15 protein-coding genes are annotated in these 14,815 nt (G+C 58.6%); 6 read left to right on the forward strand and 9 right to left on the reverse strand.

Annotation, left to right across the window (positions count from 1 at the left end):
* Positions 1-21: 21 nt before the first annotated feature.
* Positions 22-1,179, reverse strand: coding sequence for an FAD-dependent urate hydroxylase HpxO (gene hpxO, locus MHZ89_RS00590; protein ID WP_311781428.1), 1,158 nt, complete (start codon positions 1,177-1,179; stop codon positions 22-24).
* 272 nt (positions 1,180-1,451) lie between these two features.
* On the opposite strand from hpxO, the gene MHZ89_RS00595 reads away from it, so the two are divergent.
* The 3 genes from MHZ89_RS00595 (at position 1,452) to MHZ89_RS00605 (ending at position 2,784) form a co-directional block, all read left to right on the forward strand.
* Complete coding sequence (locus MHZ89_RS00595; protein WP_311781429.1) at positions 1,452-1,712, forward strand: hypothetical protein; 261 nt, start codon at positions 1,452-1,454, stop codon at positions 1,710-1,712.
* A 160-nt stretch (positions 1,713-1,872) separates the two neighbouring features.
* Positions 1,873-2,202, forward strand: a complete 330-nt coding sequence (locus MHZ89_RS00600; protein ID WP_311781430.1) for an SMR family transporter — start codon at positions 1,873-1,875, stop codon at positions 2,200-2,202.
* A gap of 36 nt (positions 2,203-2,238) precedes the next feature.
* Positions 2,239-2,784 (forward strand): NUDIX hydrolase, encoded by a 546-nt coding sequence (locus tag MHZ89_RS00605; protein ID WP_311781431.1) that lies wholly within the window; start codon positions 2,239-2,241, stop codon positions 2,782-2,784.
* A gap of 12 nt (positions 2,785-2,796) precedes the next feature.
* On the opposite strand, the gene MHZ89_RS00610 is transcribed toward MHZ89_RS00605, so the two are convergent.
* From MHZ89_RS00610 to MHZ89_RS00640, 7 genes are all read right to left on the reverse strand, one after another.
* The gene (locus MHZ89_RS00610) at positions 2,797-3,858 is read right to left on the reverse strand and encodes a nitronate monooxygenase (protein WP_311781432.1); all 1,062 of its coding nucleotides are present in this window, start codon (positions 3,856-3,858) and stop codon (positions 2,797-2,799) included.
* Positions 3,859-3,928: 70 nt separating this feature from the next.
* Positions 3,929-4,663: a substrate-binding domain-containing protein gene (locus tag MHZ89_RS00615; protein ID WP_311781433.1), complete on the reverse strand. Its 735-nt coding sequence runs from the start codon at positions 4,661-4,663 to the stop codon at positions 3,929-3,931.
* A complete protein-coding gene (locus tag MHZ89_RS00620) occupies positions 4,629-5,699 on the reverse strand; it encodes an ABC transporter substrate-binding protein (protein ID WP_311781434.1) in 1,071 nt (356 codons plus the stop codon). Before MHZ89_RS00620 ends, MHZ89_RS00615 begins: the two co-directional genes overlap by 35 nt.
* A 201-nt stretch (positions 5,700-5,900) precedes the next feature.
* On the reverse strand, positions 5,901-6,917 hold the full coding sequence (locus tag MHZ89_RS00625) for a transketolase family protein (RefSeq protein ID WP_311781435.1): 1,017 nt from the start codon (positions 6,915-6,917) through the stop codon (positions 5,901-5,903).
* Position 6,918: 1 nt separating this feature from the next.
* Entirely contained in the window at positions 6,919-7,752 is an 834-nt protein-coding gene (locus tag MHZ89_RS00630) for a transketolase (RefSeq protein WP_311781436.1), read from the reverse strand.
* Positions 7,753-7,764: 12 nt separating this feature from the next.
* Positions 7,765-9,063: an MFS transporter gene (locus tag MHZ89_RS00635; protein WP_311781437.1), complete on the reverse strand. Its 1,299-nt coding sequence runs from the start codon at positions 9,061-9,063 to the stop codon at positions 7,765-7,767.
* Positions 9,064-9,117: 54 nt separating this feature from the next.
* The gene (locus tag MHZ89_RS00640) at positions 9,118-9,867 is read right to left on the reverse strand and encodes a glucose 1-dehydrogenase (RefSeq protein ID WP_311781438.1); all 750 of its coding nucleotides are present in this window, start codon (positions 9,865-9,867) and stop codon (positions 9,118-9,120) included.
* A gap of 195 nt (positions 9,868-10,062) precedes the next feature.
* Here MHZ89_RS00640 and MHZ89_RS00645 point away from each other — a divergent pair, with 195 nt between their 5' ends.
* A complete protein-coding gene (locus tag MHZ89_RS00645; RefSeq protein ID WP_311781439.1) occupies positions 10,063-10,959 on the forward strand; it encodes a LysR substrate-binding domain-containing protein in 897 nt (298 codons plus the stop codon).
* 10 nt (positions 10,960-10,969) lie between these two features.
* Here the strand turns inward: MHZ89_RS00645 and MHZ89_RS00650 are convergent, their stop codons facing one another.
* Positions 10,970-11,848 carry a LysR family transcriptional regulator gene (locus MHZ89_RS00650; protein ID WP_311781440.1) on the reverse strand — a complete coding sequence of 293 codons (879 nt, stop codon included), beginning with the start codon at positions 11,846-11,848 and terminating at the stop codon, positions 10,970-10,972.
* 253 nt (positions 11,849-12,101) lie between these two features.
* Between MHZ89_RS00650 and MHZ89_RS00655 the strand changes: the two genes are divergently transcribed.
* Both MHZ89_RS00655 and MHZ89_RS00660 read left to right on the forward strand, forming a co-directional pair.
* The gene (locus MHZ89_RS00655) at positions 12,102-12,560 is read left to right on the forward strand and encodes a 2Fe-2S iron-sulfur cluster-binding protein (RefSeq protein ID WP_311781441.1); all 459 of its coding nucleotides are present in this window, start codon (positions 12,102-12,104) and stop codon (positions 12,558-12,560) included.
* Positions 12,557-14,791, forward strand: coding sequence for a molybdopterin cofactor-binding domain-containing protein (locus MHZ89_RS00660; protein ID WP_311781442.1), 2,235 nt, complete (start codon positions 12,557-12,559; stop codon positions 14,789-14,791). The genes MHZ89_RS00655 and MHZ89_RS00660 overlap by 4 nt, the downstream gene beginning before the upstream one ends.
* The last annotated feature ends 24 nt before the right edge of the window (positions 14,792-14,815 follow it).

Here is a 14,815-nt window from a genome sequence, read left to right on the forward strand (position 1 = left end):
GCGGGCGCAATGCCCGCTTTTTTATCCCAGCGGGCCGCCCTCGATGGTTTCGCACATACCCGCCAGCACCCGCTCGCCGGTTTCCTGCCGCAGTTCCTGATACCAGGCCGCGGTCGCCTGCTGATCCTTGCCATGGGTTATGTCGCAGCGTTTGCGCGCTTTCAGCACCAGATCGCGGGTGCGGCTGACGCGTCTCGCCTCATAGCGCAGCAAGGCGTCCTCAATGCCCAGCGAGTGGGCGGCAAGAGAGGAGGCCAGCACCAGCGCGTCTTCCATCGCCGCGCAGCCGCCCTGACCAATATCGGGCGTCGTGCTGTGCGCCGCATCGCCCAGCAGCGCGATACGGCCGTTGACGAAACGGCTGAACGGCTCGATATCATGGATCTCAACGCGGTTGGTGGTAGCGGGATCAATAGCCTCAATCAGTCGCTGCACAGGCTGCGCCCATCCGTGGAAGTAACGGCGTAAATCCGCTTTGAGCGTGCTGCGATCCTCCGCCAGCCCCTTCGGTAAGGGCACGTCAAAGAAGAAATAGAAGCGGTTGCCGCTGACCGGCATTAACGAGACGCGCTTGCCTTCGCCGACGAAAGTCGTCCACTGGTCGTCGGGCGCCAGCGACGCATCGATCTCCACCAGCCCGTTCCAGTTCACATAGCCGGCATAGCGGCGCTCGACTGTTTCGCCCAGCACGCTATGACGGATAACTGAATGCGTGCCGTCGGCGGCGACCAGCAGATCGCCGTGTGCCAGCGTGCCATCTTCAAAGGTGGCGGTAACACCGTTGCTGTGCTGGGTGACCTGCGTCACGCGTTTGCCAAAGCTGACGCGTTCGCGGCCATAGCTCTCTATCAGCATCGCCTGAAGTTCGGCGCGCGCTACCGGAGAGGGATATTCGCCGACCTGGCGTACCAGCGGCTCCATACTGAAACGCGTCAGGGTCGTGCCGCTGGCGAAATCCTGGTAGGCCATATAGGCCATATTTCCGCTCAGCGCGCGCAGCTGCGCTTTCAGACCCAGCGCATTAAGGCATTTCACGCCGTTCGGCCAGACAGAGATGGCCGCGCCGACCGGCTTCATCTCCTTTACGGCTTCAAAAACGGCGGTTTCGATGCCCACTTTTTCCAGCGCGATAGCCGCGCACATTCCGCCAATACCGGCGCCAGTGATAATCGCTTTCATACCTTCCTCCTTGTTGATGGGGTAAAAGCTGCAACTTTTGTACCAACACGACAGGGGCATATAGCGGGGCGATAGCAGAAATAAGGAAGGGTGGACGCGCCAGTAACGGGCAGAGAGGCCAGTAAAATGCCTTATTCTGGTGCGTAGTGATATGGATGAATCTTTCGTTTCATACAGCAGCTGTAACCAGCAGAGGCTTTTGTATTCCGCGCACAGACATTTGCCCGTTCGCCAGCCATACTTAGCCGGTGTCGAACCCAGGGAGAGTAAAGATGAAAACTCGTTACATCATACTGATGCTGAGCGCCTTGCTGCTGGGGCAGAGCGCCGTTGCGCAACCGACCGCCTCTCAGGCGTTGTTTACCCCACGCGCGCCTGTTGTTCAGCTGACGCCTGTTGCGGCTAAATGCGATCTCGCCAGCTGCCAGCAGAACTGCTACGTAGAGCGTTCACACTGCAATACGCGCGGAAACGGCTCCTGTAGCAGCGAAGCGCAAATTTGCGTGCAGAACTGCGCCAGCCAGTGCAGATAAGGCATAAACGGCAAATCCTGCGGTTTGCCGTTTATTGATTCAGGTCAAACCATCCTGTCGCCGTTTCCCTGTCCGGCCTGCCATCACCTAAAATAGTCATTTTTCTGTCACCTGAACCGGCTTTACTGCCGGGCAGTCTCGGCGCGTTTTTAGGAATGTTATGTCTTACGTTTATCTGTTTATCGCTATAGTGGCGGAAGTGATCGCAACCAGCTGTCTGAAAGCTTCCGAATCTTTTACCCGCCTGTGGCCCGCGGTGGCAACGGTGACAGGATATGCCATCGCATTCTATTTCCTGACGCTGGTGCTGCGCACCATGCCGGCCGGTATCGCCTACGCCATCTGGTCGGGCGTCGGGATTGTGCTGATTTCCGTGGTTGGCTGGGTGGTGTTCAAACAGAAGCTGGACCTGCCTGCCATTCTGGGCCTTGGATTGATTATTGCCGGGGTGCTGGTGGTAAACCTTTTTTCCAAAACGGTCGGGCATTAAGGTACCTTATTTCACTTTCATCGACGGGAGAAGAACGTGAAAAAACAGCTCACCGAGGCGGATATTCACGAGGTACAGACCCTTTATCATAACCCCTGGTTTAGCGTGCAGAAGGCGAGTATTGCGCTTAGCGAACAGGAACGTCGTGATTTCTATGCCGTCCATCATGAACGTCCCGCGGTAGGTATTGTGGCGATGCAGCAGGATAAGATCCTGCTGATCAAACAGTATCGTTATCTGATCGACCGCGTGGTCTGGGCGATCCCTTCCGGCGGCGTTGATGTTGATGAAACGCCCTTATGCGCCGCGCGACGCGAGCTGCTTGAAGAGAGCGGCTATCGCGCGAAAAGCATCCGTGAGCTTATTCGTTACAACCCCTCCTACGGAAGCAGCGATCAGCTGTTTATTACCCATCTTGCCACCGATCTTGAATATGTCGGCATGGATGAGGATCAGGATGAAGTGATGGATACCGGCTGGTTTACCCGTGAGGAGATCCGGCAGCTCATCGCCAGCGGCGAAATGCCAGACGGCCTCTCGCTGGTACCGCTGCTCTTGTTGCTGGCGGATCCTTCTCGCTGAAAGGGCGTCGCGCTACTGCGCTGCGTGATACTCGGTTATCAGGATCTTAACCAGCTCTGCCGCGGCCATTTCCCGCGCCAGCATCGCGCCCTGGCCCGCCCACTGCGCGCCAAAGCCGTGTTCGCCCTGAGCGGCGGCCGCGGCGGCCAGATCTTTGCCCAGCGAGTAGGCCAGCGGATAATCAGGGATCGCCTCGCGAGGGATACCGCGCGTATAGCGGCAAAAGGCGTTGCTGAGACAGCGCGCCGGTCGCCCGGAAATCGCGGCGGTCATTTCGGTCCCGGCGGCTGCGTGGTTTTTTAACGCCGCGCGATAAGCGGCATTAGCGGCTGATTCCGGGCAGAGCACAAAGGCCGTTCCCAGCTGCACGCCCGTTGCGCCCAGCTTCATCATGGCGGCGATGGCGTTGCCGTCCATAATGCCGCCTGCGGCGATAACGGGAAGATCGCACGACCTGACTATCGCCTGCACCAGCGTCATGGTGCTCATTTGCGTATCCGTTTTTTGCGGATCGAAAAGGCCGCGATGGCCGCCCGCCTCAATGCCCTGTGCCACCACGAAATCGATGCCTGCGGCAGCGGCCAGGCGCGCTTCGTCAACGGAGGTAGCGCTGGCCAGCGTCACTATGCCTTGCCTTTTCAGCTGGTCGATAACTTTCTGTTCCGGCAGACCGAAGTGAAAGCTTACCGCTGCGGGAGCCGCGTTCAGGATTGGCTCAAGCAGCGGGGAGTCGGTATTAAAAGTGGGGTAGATCTCAGTCAGCGACAGAGGCGGCGACGCGCCATACTGCTCAAACAGCGGTGTAAACCGCGCCAGCCAGGCGCTTTCACGCTCAGTATCGCGCTGCGGCGGCGCGTGGCAGAAGAGATTGATATTAACCGGTCCGGTGGTCAGCTGGCGCAGACGGCTCAGCATGGCGCTGGCCTGCGCCAGATTTGACGCGCCGAGGCTAATCGAACCCAGCGCGCCAGCGTTGCTTACGGCGGCGGCCAGTTCCGGGGTGGAGACGCCCGCCATCGGGGCCTGAATCAGAGGGAACGCTAGCTGTAGCGCGCGGCAGAGCGGGTTTTCCATCATTTCTCCTGCTGGTGGAAATAACAGCGCCCAGCATCGCGTCGCAACGGCCAAAACACAACCCTGCCGCTTAACTCTGTGGCTCAGGCAGCAAAAAACCATATTGCAGCAGCATCGTCTGCGCCGTTGCCGAGTGCAGAAAACGCGCCAGCGGCTGGGCCGATGGCTGACAGATCGCATAGCCATAGTGCGCAAAAATATTGTCAGCGGCAGGAATGTCGAACACCCTGAGGGCAGGGAACATCGCCAGACGCGGCGCATAGCTGGCGTAGCCAATAAAGAGATCGGCGTAACCATTGCTCAACAGCCAGTGCGCGGCCAACGCGCCTGCGGGCAACGGAAGGCTGTCGGTGCCGCCTACCAGCGTCTGCGCGCGCTGGCGAAGATTGTCACCCAAACCTGGATAACGCCTCTCCAGCGCGGCGAACATCTGCCAGGTGTAATCGCCTGAAGGATCGCTGAGCGGCGTTGAAGTCGCCAGCCGCAGTTCCGGGCGCTGTAGCAGAGTGAGCCAGCTGTCCGCAGCATTCACCACTTCGGCTCTGGCGGTCAGGCAGAGGCGGTTAGCGGTAAAAACCCGGCTTTCGCTTGCCATCCCTTGCCGTACCAGCGCATCCGCATGCGCCAGACTGGCGGAGGCGAAAAGGGCACACGGCTCGCCCTGCTCAATACGCTCACGCAGCAGCCCGGCCGGGCCGAATAGCGTTTCAGCCGCGAGGCCGCTTTGCGCGTTAAAAGCGGTCATCAGCTCCGGCCAGACGGGCCGCAAACTACCGGCTGCCAGTACGCGCAGCATCGTCGACATAATGGGTGCGGTAGAAGCGCTGATACCAGCGATCGGCCTGCTGCTGCATGTCGATATCGCGGAACTTTTCCGGGTAGAGCTTTTTCGCCATCCACAGCTCGCCCAGACCTATTGCCTCCGGCATGGGATAACCCCACGCCTTAGCGTAGGCAGGCATCAGCCAGACGCGATGGTTTTTCACTGCGTCGATGGATTGCCACTGCGCATCCTGGTTGATTTCACCGACGACCTCAGGGTAGCGGTCCTGCACAAAAATCACCTGTGGATTCCAGGAGATAACCTGCTCCATGCTGACCTGCTTAAATCCCTGTACGGTTGCTGCCGCAACGTTTAAGGCACCGGCATGGGCCATCATCAGGCCCGTATATTTGCCCGAGCCGTAGGTGGTGAGCGACGGGTTAGCCATATAGGCGCGCACCCGCTGTTGTTGGGGCAGGGAACCCAGGCGGTCGCTGACCAGCTTGCGGCCGGCGAAAGCAGCGTCAATCAGGGCTTTCGCCTCCTGCGGCTTATTGACCACCTCGCCGATCAGCGTAATACCTTCTTTCAATCCGAGGTTATAGGCCCGTTCTTCATTCTGCATACCGGGGTTTATCTTCCCCTGCTGGCCGGGGTCGTCATGGCGTAAAGAAATCGCGATAACCGGGATGCCCAGCGCGGAAATTTTATTAATCATCTCCTGCGGGGCGTAGTTGGTGACAAATACCGCCTGAGGATGCAGCGCCACCAGGCTTTCCACGTCAACGTGGGTGAGGTCGCCGAGCATTGCTTTATGCGTCAGTTCCGGCACCAGCTGCGCATAGCTGTCGCCAAGCTGCTGTTTCCAGTTAGCGAGGATACCGACAATTTTGTCGGTGGCGTTAAGCTGAACCAGCAGGTTCAGCGTCTGATGCTGCAACACGACGACGCGGTCAACGCGATCGGGCAGGGTGACCTGACGACCAAGCTGATCGGTAATTACGCGGCTTGCCTGGCTGTTAAAAGCGCTCAGCGCGAGCAGGCCAGCAAAGAGAGAATGGCGCAAAAAGCGGGACATAATGAACTCCACAAAACGATATGTCGCGGAGTATATAGCGCTGAGAGGAGTGATGAACAGAACAATCCTTATTAGTTACATCATACAAATGATGTTTAATAAAACCAGTTAACAACAGCGCTAACACATCAGTGTCTCCAGAATGAAAGCGCCGGTTCGCTAAACTATCCGGAAGCGCAGGGCTTCCGGATGATTTTTCGCTTAAAGACCATGCTCCAGCCAGGCCGTAATCTGCGTCACCATCGCCTCGGTGGAAATACCGTAGCGGTCGTGTAGCGTCGGCAGCGCGCCAGCCGCCAGAAAGGCATCGGGCAGGGCGATCTGACGGAAGCCAGGCGTTATGCCGTGGCGCAGCAGCAACGCCGCAATGGCTTCGCCCAGGCCACCGGTAATCGAGTGGTTTTCCGCCGTAATCACCAGTCTCCCCGCGCTGGCGGCTTCGCCAGCCTCACGCAGTATGGTCGTCTCATCCAGCGGCTTGATCACCGGGGAATGCACCACGCCTACCTCAATGCCGCAAGTTTCCAGCTGTTCCGCCGCTTCCAGCGCGCGCATCGTCATTAAGCCGCTGCTGATAATCACCGCATGTTTGCCCGAGCGCAGGCGCTGCGCTTTGCCGTGTTGATAGCGGTAGCCATACTTATCCAGCACCAGCGGGACTTTGCCGCGCAGCAGCCGCATATAGACCGGCCCCTGATGTTCGGCGATAGCGGGCACCACCTGGCTGATCTCCCGTGAATCGCAGGGATCGATAATCGTCAGGTTGGGCATACCGCGAAATATCGCCAGATCTTCCGTCGCCTGATGGCTTGGGCCGTAGCCGGTTGTCAGGCCGGGCAGGGCGCAGGCGATTTTTACATTAAGGTTCTCTTCGGCTATCGCCATACAGATAAAGTCATAGGCGCGGCGCGAAGCAAACACCGCATAGGTTGTCACAAAGGGCGTAAAGCCTTCGCGCGCCATACCGGCGGCGGCGCTCATCAGCAGCTGCTCCGCCATTCCCATCTGAAAGAAACGATCGGGAAAAGCCTCGGCGAAAAGATGCAGATCGGTATATTTGCTCAGATCGGCGGTTAGCCCGACGATATCCTGACGCTGACGCGCCAGGCTGACCAGCGCATGGCCAAAGGGCGCGGATTCCGTGGGCTGGCCCTCAGCGGCAATCGAGGCGATCATCGCCGAGGTGGTCAGACGTTTTTTTAACGCAGAAGTATTCATCTTATTCTCCCTGTTCCAGCGCTGTAAGGGCTTTATCCCATTCATCGGCGTCAACGCGGATAAAGTGGGTCTTTTCCCGGGTTTCAAGGAAAGGCACGCCTTTGCCCATTCGGGTATCGCAAATAATCACGCGCGGCTGCGGCTGCGACCAGTTGCGCGCGGCATCAAAAGCGGCGACCAGTGCATCAATGTCGTTGCCGTCCACCCGCTGCGTATACCAGCCGAAAGCCTGCCAGCGCGCCTCAACCGGCTCAAACGCCAGGATTTCGCTGCTGTGGCCATCCGCCTGCTGGTTATTGATGTCGATAATGGCGATCAGGTTATCCAGCTGCCAGTGCGACGCCGACATTGCCGCTTCCCAGGTTGATCCCTCGTTCAGTTCGCCATCAGAAAGCAGGTTATAAACCCGCGATGACGATCCTTTCCGCTTCAGCCCAAGGCAGGTGCCAACCGCAATACCCAATCCATGCCCCAGCGAGCCGCCGGTAATCTCCATGCCGGGCGTATAAGCTGCCATACCGGACATCGGCAGGCGACTCTCGTCGCTGCCGTAAGTTTCGCGCTCCGCTTCAGGGATAACGCCCGCCTCCAGCAGCGCCGCGTAAAGCGCGATAGCGTAATGACCAATTGAGAGATAAAACCGATCGCGGCCTTCCCATTCGGGATCGGCGGCGCGATAGTTCAGCGCATGGAAATAGCTCACGGCGAGCAGATCGGCGGTGCCAAGGGCCTGGCCGATATAGCCCTGGCCCTGAACCTGGCCCATCAGCAGCGCATGGCGTCGAATACGGGCGGCGCGCTGGCGTAGCGTCAGCGGCGAAGTTTCAGTATGCATAGAACCTCCTGATTAACGATTAACGTCCGCTGCCCGGATGCGCAGCACGCAGAGCGCACCCAGCAGCAGAACCGCAGCGATAAAGTACATGCCCGAGGCGGGTGAACCGGTGAGCGTGGTAATCCCCCCGATAAGCCAGGGCGAAAAGAATCCGGCGAGATTGGCGATGCAGTTCACCGCCGCAATACCGGCCGCGGCAGAGACGCCACCCAGCAGATTGGTTGGCAGCATCCAGAACAGCGACGAGGCGGAGAGAATGCCCGCCGCTGCAACGCAGAGGAAGGAGAGCGACAGCGCAACGCTATGGCCCAGCAGGGTTGCCAGCGTCAGGCCCACCATGCCAAGCAGCATCGGAATGATAAGGTGCCAGCGGCGCTCGCGATGACGATCGCCGCTGCGGCCCGCTATCAGCATAAAAACGATGGCGCACAGATAGGGCAGACTGGTAAGCAGGCCAATATGCAGCGGTTCGCGGATGCCAGCGTTTCTTACCAGCGTCGGCAGCCAGAAGGTCAGGGCGTACTGACCCATCACCACGCAAAAATAGATAGCCGCCAGCGTCCAGAGTCGCTTGTCCGCCACGAAAGCCTTAATGGTGCCGTGGTGCGACTTTTGCTGGTTATCTTCTTCCAGATCGGCGCGCACCATGTTTTTTTCGCTTTCGTCGAGCCATTTCGCCTGTTCAACGCGATCCTTGAGCACCACCAGCACGACCAGTCCCATCAGGATCGTCGGGATCGCTTCCAGCATGAACATCCATTGCCAGCCCGCCCAGCCGCGCGATCCGGCGAAGGTCTCCATTATCCAGCCAGAGAGCGGGCCGCCGATCATGCCGGAAAGCGGAATGGCGACAAACCAGAGCACCGTCATGCGCGCCCGTCGCTGGGCAGGGAACCACCAGGTAAGATAGAGCAGCAAGCCCGGGGCCAGACCGGCTTCCGCCACGCCGAGCAGGAAGCGCAGCAGGTAGAACTGCCAGGCTGTCTCGACAAAGGCGAAGGCGCCAGAGATCAAGCCCCAGGTGATCATAATACGAGCGACCCAGCGGCGAGCGCCGACGCGGTGCAGGATCAGATTGCTGGGCACCTCAAAGAAAAAATACCCCAGGAAAAAGATCCCGGCGCCAAGCCCATAGACCGTTTCGCTCAGCGCGAGATCGTCCATCATCTGCAGCTTGGCGAAGCCGACGTTGACGCGATCCAGATAGGCGCAGAGGTAACAGAGCATCAAAAACGGCATCAGACGCCAGGCGATTTTTCGGTAGGCGCCGTCGCGCGCAGCGACGGCCGCACTGATATTCAGCGTTGTCATAATAATCACTCCGGGAGTGACCAGCAGCCGGGCTGCTGGCGAAAAGGGGGCCGATCAGTGGATCAGCATGCCGCCGTTCACGTCTAAGGTGATGCCGGTGAGGTAGCTGGAGAGATCGCTGGCGAGAAACAGCGCGGCGTTGGCCACATCGTCAGCCTCGCCGAGGCGTCCAAGCGGGATACCGTCAATAATGGCGTGGCGACGTTCGTCATGCAGTAGCCCGCCGGTGATATCGGTCTGGATCAGGCCAGGCGTCAGCGCGTTGACGCGGATCCGATCCGGGCCGAACTCGCGCGCCATCGCTTTTGCCAGGCCAAGCACGCCCGCCTTTGCCGCGCTGTAGTGCGGGCCGCCAAAGATGCCGCCGCCGCGCTGCGCCGATACCGATGACAGGCAGACGATACTGCCGCCGCCCTGACGCTGCATAATGGGGATCACCGCCTGCGACATCAGCAGCGTGCGGCGCAGGTTAACATCCAGGATGCGGTTGTAATCCTCGATGCCGATCTCCAGCGTTTTGACCGGCTGCGTAATGCCGGCGTTATTGACCAGCACGTCGATGCGGCCATATGCCTGCATCACCTGAGCGACAGCACGCTGAATAGCCTCACCGTCGGTGACGTTGGCGGCGAGGCCCAGGTGCCCGGATCCCAGCGCCAGCGCGGTGCGCTGCGCCGCGGTTTCATCCAGATCCAGCACCACGACGCGTGCGCCGTGGCGGGCGAAGCAGGCGGCCGTTGCACGTCCAATACCGCGCTGAGATGCGGCGCCGGTAATAATCGCAACTTTTTCTTTCAGCAACATAAATAACTCCAGTTTCTTTTTTATTAGGTTCGGTATCGCTACCGGTAGGGTTCATCTTCAGCATTAGAAAAGGCGACAACGTTGGCAATGCAAAAAAATTCATTTGATGCTGAATGAAATTGTTGGTTTGATGCAGTTAACATTTTTTATTTTTTAAAACGGATATAAATCACAAAAATGTGAGCGGAAATGTTTATGGAAAAGCCTGTCAGTCAGCTTCCTTCTTTAAAATCGCTGCGCGTATTTGAAGAGGTGGCGCAAAACGGAAATGTGGCCCGGGCGGCGGAAAAATTAAATATCACGGCGTCAGCGGCGAGCCACCAGCTGGCGAAACTGGAGAAAGAGCTGGGCTCAATTCTATTTCACCGCTCGGCGAAAGGCGTGGTATTAACTCTGGCGGGAGAACGCTATTTAGAGGAAATCCGGCCGCTAATCCTGGGGCTGACGCAGGCGACGGCGCGTCTGCGTAATGAGAAAGATCGCAGCGCGCTGCGTATTCACTGTGCGCCCAGCTTTGGGCTGTTATGGCTGCTGCCGCGTCTTCATAAATTTCGCGAGGCGCACCCGGAAATACAGGTTACGCTCTCCTGTTCTTATGAAAATCTCTCTTTTAGCCGAGATAATATTGATATTGCGGTGCGCCATGGGTTTCCAGAATGGAAGGCATTTGAAATAAAAACCATTCGCCATGAAAAAATGTCGGTGCTGGCATCGCCCGCGTATCTGGAAAAATATCCGCTGCGCGAACCCGCTGAATTAAACAACCATGCGCTGATCCTTTCCGAGTCGCCGCTTATTCAGTGGCCGCAGTGGTTCGCCACGCAGCAATTGCCGCAGCCCGCCAGAGAGTGGCTGTTTCGTTTCGATCGCTCTTATATGAGTCTTGAAGCCGCCATGCTCGGCCACGGACTTATCTTTGAAAGCGAACTGCTGGCCGCTGATTATCTACGCAGCGGCAAACTGGTAACGGTATTTGACGCCGCCCTGAGCTTGCCGGTCAGCGCCCATCACCTGGTCTATCCGCGCGGCTATGCGCAGTTTCCGCGCGTGAGTTATTTTTTGCAGTGGATTCAGGCGCAGCTGGGTGAGTAAGCGGACGGATTCAGCCGCGGTATCTGATGGCTTCCACAAAAGCGGCAAAGGCGGAGGAGGTGTTCCGTCGGTTAGGATAATAAAGGTGAAACCCTTCAAATGTTGGACTCCAGTCGGCAAGCACTTCAATCAGACGGCCCGCGTCAATATGAGGCCGCGCCATCTGCTCCGGCACATAGGCCAGGCCGATGCCGTCCAGCGCGCCGTTCATGACGTGAATAATACTGTTGGATAGCAGCGGGCCATTTACCCGGATAGTTAATTTGCGATCGTCCTTTTCAAATTCCCAGGCGTAGACGCTGCCGCCGACCGAGTGTCGGATATTAATACAGCGATGCGCCGTGAGATCCTGCGGAATAACGGGAACGGGATGCGCCTTAAAATAGTCAGGCGTGCCGACCACCGCCAGCCGCCAGTCTGGCCCCAGTCGAACCGCAATCATATCGCGGCCGATCGATTCGCCCAGCCGGATGCCGGCGTCAAAACGCTCCGTGACAATATTGGTAAAGCCGTAGTCGATACAAATTTCCACGCTGATATCAGGATATCTGGAAAAAAAGGCGGGCAGCGCGGGACGAAGCAGGCTTTCGGCGGCATCGTCGGAACAGGTAATGCGAATATTTCCGGCAGGGGTATCGCGCAATTCGCCAATGCGCGCAATTTCGCTATTAATCTGTTCAAACAGCGGTGCAACCGACTGCAACAAACGTTCGCCCGCTTCCGTTGGCGCGACATTCCGCGTGGTGCGTGCCAGCAGACGCACGCCGATACGCTCTTCCAGATTGCGAATAGTATGGCTGAGCGCGGAAGGACTCACTCCCAGGCCTGCCGCTGCTTTGGTAAAGCTCTGCTCCCTCGCCACAGCGATAAACGCCTGAATATCATTCATCTTATCCATACCTTATTAATGATTTTAATTCACAGAGAGTGGAAAATTATCTTATTGAGGCGGGCGAATCCAATCGCATTTAACCAATCGCACAGATCATTAAAACCCGCCACGCCCAGAAAAAAGCCTCTGCGCGGGCGTTTAGTTAATTACTGAATTTTATTCAGCAGCGTATGCGGCGCTGGCAGGTTAATCATTCCACTTATCTCTGTAAGGATAGAGTGAAATCGTTAGCCATTAAGGCCGGAGCTCAATGGAAATTCAAATTAACAATAAAACCCTTCAGGTCGATGCCGAAGGCGACACGCCGTTATTGTGGGTGTTGCGCGACGACCTGGGCATGACCGGAACAAAATATGGCTGCGGTCTGGCGCAGTGCGGCGCCTGCTCGGTCATGATCGACGGAAAGATAGCGCGATCCTGCGTCACCCCGATCGATAAGGTCATCGGTAAGCAGATCACTACCATCGAGGCGATCGAAGCGGATGATACGGGCAAACGTGTCGTCCAGGCCTGGATAAAGCATCAGGTGCCTCAGTGCGGCTATTGCCAGTCTGGTCAGGTGATGGCGGCGACTGCGCTGCTAAAGCAGAACGCGCGCCCATCCGACCAGGAGATTGCCGCGGCGATGGTGAATCTCTGCCGCTGCGGCACCTATAACGCCATCAGCGCAGCCATCCACGAGGTAGCGAGTCAGGGAGACCCACAGTGAAAGCCTCTTCCAGCGCACCAGATATTACCTTCGGGGATGAACCTGTCAGTTTGTCGCGCCGCCGCTTTTTGCTCGCCTCGGGCAGCGTAGCAGGCGCGTTCGTGCTGGGGATTGGTCTGCCTGTGGGACAGGCTCGCGCGCAGGCGGCTGAACAGACGCTGCCGCCCGGTACGCGCGTCCCGGCGTTTCTTGAAATCCGGCCAGACGGCAGCGTGCGTTTTCTGTCGCCGTTTATCGAAGGCGGACAGGGCATTTTTACTGCTATGGCGCAGATCGTCGGTGAAGAGCTGGATGCCGATCCCGCCACGTTCCTGGTAGAGAATGCCCCGGCTGGCGAACAGTACAAGGTGATGGATAGCGGCATGCGCATTACCGGCGGCAGCCAGTCGGTGCGAACCAGCTACGCGACGATGCGCCGCCTCGGTGCGCTGGCGCGTCAGATGCTGTTGCAGGCGGCGGCAGAAGCGCTGGGCGTGCCGATTGCGGCGCTGCGCACCGAGCCAGGAAAAGTCGTGCACGACGCCTCAGGGCGTACGCTGACTTACGGCGAGCTTGCCAGCCGCGCGCGCGATCTGCCGGTCCCGCCCGCTGACTCAGTGGTCTTAAAAGATCCTGCTCAGTTTCGCTGGATCGGCAAACCCGTTAAGCGCGTCGATGTTTATGAGAAATCGACCGGGCAGGCCATCTACACCATCGACTGCCGCGTCGACAATATGCTGCACGCGGCGGTGCAGCACGCGCCGCGCCTGGGAATGGAGGCCGGTGAGCTACGCAACGCGGCGCAAGTTAAGGCCATGAAGGGCGTACACTCCGTTCACCGGTTATCAGGCGCGGTGGCGGTAGTCGCCGAGCGTTGGTGGCAGGCGAAACGCGCCGTTGAGGCATTGCAGGTCGACTGGCAGGCCGCGACAGACGCCGATGCGATGTCGGCGGATTTCTCCTCCGACGATTTTGCCCAAACGCTGGCTAACGAGCCGGGCGAGGGCAAAGAGGCAGAGGTCAAAGGCGATCTGCCGACGGGCATGTCTGCGGCTAAAACCACGCTAAGCGCCACCTACCACAGCCAGTACCTTAACCATGCCCAGCTGGAGCCGCCTTCGGCGCTGGCGCGCTTCAACGATAACGGCACGCTGGATCTCTGGATCCCTAATCAGGCGCCGGAGATGTTTCAGGGCGAGGTAGCGAAACGCACCGGGCTGGCCGCCGATAAAATTGTGATCCATTCGCCGTTGCTGGGCGGCTTTTTCGGTCGTCACTTTGTTTACGATGGCGCGATGGCGTGGCCGCAGGCGATTGAACTGGCGAAGGCAACAGGTCGCCCGATCAAACTGATCTGGAGCCGCGAAGAGGAGTTCCTGCGCGACACCCATCGCCCGATGGCGGCGGTGCGCTTCCGCGCCGGGCTGGATGACGAGGGGTATCCGCTGGCGCTGGAAGCGGTCAGCATTTGCGAAGGCCCGACCGAAGGCATCTCAGGTAAGCAGGGCGATAAGCTCGATCCGACCGCCACCGAGGGCCTGACCGGCAAAGCCTATGATATTCCCCATGTGCGCATCGCGCAGATCTATAAAAAAGGGCCGGTGAAACTGGGCTACTGGCGTTCCGTCGGCAATTCGATGAACGATTTTCTCTATGAGAGCTTCCTTGATGAAATTGCGGATAAAGGCAAGTTAGATCCCTATGAACTGCGGCTGCGCCTGCTGAAAGGCAATCCGCGCCTGACGACGCTGCTGGAAGCGGTAGCAGAGCTGTCGGGCGGGTGGAAACCGGGCCCCTATACCGCCGAAGATGGCACCCGACGCGCCCGGGGCGTGGCGATGGCGTCGCCGTTCGGCACCGAAGCGGCCGCCATTGCGGAGGTTTCGATTGAGAACGGGCAGGTCAGGGTGCATCGGGTCTGGGAGGCGATCGATCCCGGCAGCATCATCAATCCGGCCATCGTTGAAGCACAGGTCAACAGTGCGGTTGCGCTGGGGTTATCACAGGTTCTGCTGGAAGAGAGCCTGTTTGAAAAGGGCCAGCCGGTCGCGCGCAACTACGACCTTTATCCCATTCTGCCGCCATCACGCATGGCGCAGGTTGAGGTACGCATTATCGAGAGCGGCGCAAAAATGGGCGGTATCGGCGAACCGCCGTTGCCCGCTGTGCCGCCTGCGGTCGCAAATGCGGTCTCCAGGCTGACCGGCCAGCGTATTCGCTCTATGCCGCTCTCACGCTACAACTTTACCTGAGCCGCCGATTTTTAGGGAAAACAT

The organism is Pantoea sp. ACRSB (assembly GCF_022346905.1).
GTDB lineage: Bacteria > Pseudomonadota > Gammaproteobacteria > Enterobacterales > Enterobacteriaceae > Pantoea > Pantoea piersonii.

Bases quoted from the DNA above. Each gene is read 5' to 3' on its own strand.
- MHZ89_RS00640 (WP_311781438.1), bottom strand. From the start codon at position 9,867: ATGTTGCTGAAAGAAAAAGTTGCGATTATTACCGGCGCCGCATCTCAG.
- hpxO (WP_311781428.1), bottom strand. From the start codon at position 1,179: ATGAAAGCGATTATCACTGGCGCCGGTATTGGCGGAATGTGCGCGGCT.
- MHZ89_RS00655 (WP_311781441.1), top strand. From the start codon at position 12,102: ATGGAAATTCAAATTAACAATAAAACCCTTCAGGTCGATGCCGAAGGC.
- MHZ89_RS00595 (WP_311781429.1), top strand. From the start codon at position 1,452: ATGAAAACTCGTTACATCATACTGATGCTGAGCGCCTTGCTGCTGGGG.
- MHZ89_RS00600 (WP_311781430.1), top strand. From the start codon at position 1,873: ATGTCTTACGTTTATCTGTTTATCGCTATAGTGGCGGAAGTGATCGCA.
- MHZ89_RS00620 (WP_311781434.1), bottom strand. From the start codon at position 5,699: ATGTCCCGCTTTTTGCGCCATTCTCTCTTTGCTGGCCTGCTCGCGCTG.
- MHZ89_RS00635 (WP_311781437.1), bottom strand. From the start codon at position 9,063: ATGACAACGCTGAATATCAGTGCGGCCGTCGCTGCGCGCGACGGCGCC.
- MHZ89_RS00615 (WP_311781433.1), bottom strand. From the start codon at position 4,663: ATGTCGACGATGCTGCGCGTACTGGCAGCCGGTAGTTTGCGGCCCGTC.
- MHZ89_RS00625 (WP_311781435.1), bottom strand. From the start codon at position 6,917: ATGAATACTTCTGCGTTAAAAAAACGTCTGACCACCTCGGCGATGATC.
- MHZ89_RS00645 (WP_311781439.1), top strand. From the start codon at position 10,063: ATGGAAAAGCCTGTCAGTCAGCTTCCTTCTTTAAAATCGCTGCGCGTA.
- MHZ89_RS00650 (WP_311781440.1), bottom strand. From the start codon at position 11,848: ATGAATGATATTCAGGCGTTTATCGCTGTGGCGAGGGAGCAGAGCTTT.
- MHZ89_RS00610 (WP_311781432.1), bottom strand. From the start codon at position 3,858: ATGGAAAACCCGCTCTGCCGCGCGCTACAGCTAGCGTTCCCTCTGATT.
- MHZ89_RS00630 (WP_311781436.1), bottom strand. From the start codon at position 7,752: ATGCATACTGAAACTTCGCCGCTGACGCTACGCCAGCGCGCCGCCCGT.